Here is a 3,483-nt window from a genome sequence, read left to right on the forward strand (position 1 = left end):
CGCGGCGGCGCCGGGAGGACCTGGTGGCCCGGCGGACGCCGGACGACCGCCGGTCGGCGCCGGCCGCCGACGAGGAGGGCGAGGCGGACCGCGACGACACGCTGACCGTGCTGTTCCTGGCCTGCCACCCGTCGCTGACCCCGGCGTCGGCCATCGCGCTCACGCTGCGGTCCGTCGGCGGGCTGACGACCGCCGAGATCGCGGCGGCGTTCCTGGTGCCCGAGGCGACCATGGCCCAGCGGATCAGCCGGGCCAAGCAGCGCATCAGGGCCTCCGGCGTGCCGTTCCGCAGGCCGTCGGTGGAGGAATGGCCGGGCCGCCTGCGGTCGGTGCTGCACGTCCTCTACCTGATCTTCAACGAGGGCTACACCGGGACGACCGGTGCCGGCCTGCACCGCGTCGAGCTGTCCCGGGAGGCGATCCGGCTGACCAGGGCCGTGCACGCGCTGCTGCCCGACAACGCCGAGGTGGCCGGGCTGCTGGCGCTGATGCTGCTGGTCGAGGCACGGCGACCGGCCCGTACGGACCCGTCCGGAGAACTGGTGTCACTCGCCGAGCAGGACCGGAGCCGGTGGGACGGCCCGGCGATCGCGGAGGGCGTCGCGCTCATCACCGCGACCCTGTCCCGGGGCGCGGTCGGCCCGTACCAGCTCCAGGCCGCGATCAACGCGGTCCACGACGAGGCGGCCACCGCCGAGGAGACCGACTGGCCGCAGATCCTCGCGCTGTACGGACTGCTCCAACGCATGTCGGACAACCCGATGGTCGCGCTCAACCGCGCCGTGGCGGCGGCCATGGCCCACGGCCCGGCGGCCGGCCTGGCACTCCTCGACGCGCTGGAGTCCGACGGCCGCCTCTCCGGCCACCACCGGCTGCACGCGACCCGGGCCCACCTGCTGGAGATGCGCGGCGACCACGCGGAGGCCGTGGAGCACTACCGCACGGCCGCCCGGCTGACGATGAGCCTGCCCGAACGCCACTACCTCATCGCCCGCGCCGCCCGTCTCACCGGACACACCCGGTAGCGGCCACGTACGGGACCTGCCCCGCCTGACATGCGCCGAGGGCGGGTACGGAACCGGGCATGAGCGAGAACGGAGTCGTGCGGTGAGGGCGGTCGTCTTCGAGGGCACCCGTACGGTCTCGGTCGAGGAGGTGCCGGACGCACGGATCGAGGAGCCGTCCGACGTCGTCGTCCGGGTGACCTCCAGTGCGATCTGCGGCACCGACCTGCACATGTACGACGGGCGCACGGGCGCCGAGCCCGGCATGGTCCTCGGCCACGAGCCGCTCGGCGTGGTCGAGAGCGTGGGCGACGCCGTAACGATGGTCGAGCGCGGAGACCGGGTGGTGATCCCGACCCACCTCTACTGCGGGGTGTGCGTCAACTGCGCGCGGGGGCTGTCCGCGGCCTGCCTGCGCGTGCGTCCCGGCGGGTTCGGCGCCGCGTACGGCTATGCCGGGATGGGCTGCTACCGGGGCGCGCAGGCCGAACTGCTGCGCGTGCCCTTCGCCGACGCCAACTGCGTTCCGGTGCCCGGAGAGCCGGACGATGTGTTCGAGGACGACTTCGCGATGCTGCCCGACGCGTTCGTGACCGGCTGGCACGCGACCGAGCTGGCGTCGGTGTCCGCCGGCGCGGCCGTCGCGGTCTTCGGCGCGGGCGCCATCGGACTGCTCTCGGCGTACAGCGCACTGCTCAAGGGCGCCGAGGAGGTCTACGTCGTCGACCAGGTGCCCGAGCGGCTGGAGAAGGCGGCCGAGATCGGCGCCACGCCCGTCGACTTCCGTGCGGGCGATCCGGTCGAGCAGATCCGCGATCTGCGCCGCGCCTCCGGCCTGCCGCCCGGCGAGGAACCCCTGAGCGGGGTGGACGCCGGCATCGACGCGGTCGGGTTCCAGGCCTGCGACCGCCTCCGGCCCGGCGAGGAGAACCCCACGCAGGTCATCAGCGACCTGGCCCACCTGGTGAACCCCGGCGGGCACCTGGGCATCATCGGCGTGTACGCCGAGAAGGACCTGTCCCCCGCCCCTCGGGGCCACACCGACGGCCGGCTCTCGGTGCCGTGGGCCACGCTGTTCGCCAAGGGCGTGTCGGTGCGGTTCGGCCGTACCCACGACCGGCGCTACACCGTGCTGCTCCGCGACCTGATCCTGTCGGGGCGGGCCCATCCGAGTGTGATCGTCACCCACCACGGACCGGTCGAGGAGGCGCCGGCGCTCTACCGGGTCTTCGACCGGCGCGCCGACGGTGTCATCAAGGCCGTTCTCCGCCCCTGACGGGCGGCTCGTCCAGGACGGCCAGGTCCGGCGGGACGAGCGTGGTGGACAGGAGCAGCTCGCGGAGCAGGTTGTGGTTGAGGGCGTTGCCGACCGGCTCGCCGATCTCGGCGCGGGTCAGGCCCGCGACGCCGCCGGCGGACAGCCGGTTGCGTACGCCGACGACGAGGTGTTCGACCTTCTTGCGGGTCCAGCCGGCGTCCGGCCGCAGCTCGGCGAGCTGCCCGGCCGCCATGTGCCAGGGCAGGGGCTGCGGGCGCGGCTCGTGCAGCAGGTATCGCTGGCCGAGGACGATCAGCGCGAGACGTTCGTCCTCGTCGAGCCTCCACACCTTGGGCGGCCGGGTGACGTCCTCGTGGCGGGGGGCGGGCCGTCGCCCGTCGGCGCCGGCGACGTACACCTCGAGCAGGTGCTCGCGTTCGTTCGAACCGCGGACGAACAGCGGCGTGTATCCCTCCGCCAGCGGCACCGGCTCCTCGTTCCCGAACAGCAGGCGCGCGCCGGGCAGCCGGATCGGCAGCCGCCCGGTGTTGTGCAGCCACCAGTGCCGGCCGCGGTGCACGAGGCTGCCGTGCCGGCGGCTCACCCGAAGGTCGTCCTCGCCGAGACAGACGTGCACGTCGGGCCGGTTGCGGCCGAAGATCACCTCGCGGCCCTCGCCCGAGCCGAGCGCGATGCCGCCGGCGAGGGTCAGGGTGAAGATGGTGCCGGGTGCCGACGGCGGGACGCCGCGGGCCAGGCTGCCATGGCTCTCCGGCAACGTCGTACCGCCGTCCACCGGCCGAAACGGACTCACCTGCGTCCTCCCGTCATCGTGTGGGTCGTGCGCGTTCACGTCTTGGGCAGCCGGGTCGCGGCGGCCGAGGCGAGGGCCTTCGCGTCGGCGCAGAGCCGGCTCTCGGCTCGTGATCCGGACACCACGAGGAAGACGATCTCGGCGGTCGGCTGCCCGCCGGTGTCGGTGTAGGTGCGGTGCACGACCTGGGCCACGCACGTGCCATGGCCGTCGCCGCCGGCCTGGATGAAGGCGGCGTGGCCGGCGAGGCGCACCGGTGTGCCGTCGTCCCCGGCGCTCAGCGGGCCGTTGCGGTCGAAGCGCAGCTGAACGTCGGTCTCGCCCGCGCCCTTCCAGCGGCAGTCCCAGCGGGCGAAGCCCGGGTCGGCGCGACCGGCGCCGACGCGCGACAGCGCGGCGGGGGTGAG

At 74.1% G+C, this 3,483-nt stretch carries 4 protein-coding genes; 2 read left to right on the top strand and 2 right to left on the bottom strand.

Annotated elements, in window-relative coordinates; translation table 11 throughout:
- Together ACFFNX_RS45330 and ACFFNX_RS45335 are read left to right on the top strand one after the other, a co-directional pair.
- Positions 1–1,025, top strand: a 1,025-nt coding sequence (locus tag ACFFNX_RS45330) for an RNA polymerase sigma factor (protein WP_378212496.1), incomplete at its 5' end; no start/stop codon positions are given.
- 82 nt (positions 1,026–1,107) lie between these two features.
- Entirely contained in the window at positions 1,108–2,280 is a 1,173-nt protein-coding gene (locus tag ACFFNX_RS45335; protein WP_378212497.1) for a glutathione-independent formaldehyde dehydrogenase, read from the top strand.
- Here the strand turns inward: ACFFNX_RS45335 and ACFFNX_RS45340 are convergent.
- Complete coding sequence (locus tag ACFFNX_RS45340) at positions 2,258–3,076, bottom strand: hypothetical protein (protein WP_378212498.1); 819 nt, start codon at positions 3,074–3,076, stop codon at positions 2,258–2,260. The genes ACFFNX_RS45335 and ACFFNX_RS45340 overlap by 23 nt on opposite strands.
- Before the next feature lie 35 nt (positions 3,077–3,111).
- Positions 3,112–3,483 (bottom strand): hypothetical protein (locus ACFFNX_RS45345; RefSeq protein WP_378212499.1); only part of this gene is annotated, 372 nt, incomplete at its 5' end.

Source organism: Actinoallomurus acaciae, from assembly GCF_042429965.1.
Lineage (GTDB): Bacteria > Actinomycetota > Actinomycetes > Streptosporangiales > Streptosporangiaceae > Actinoallomurus > Actinoallomurus acaciae.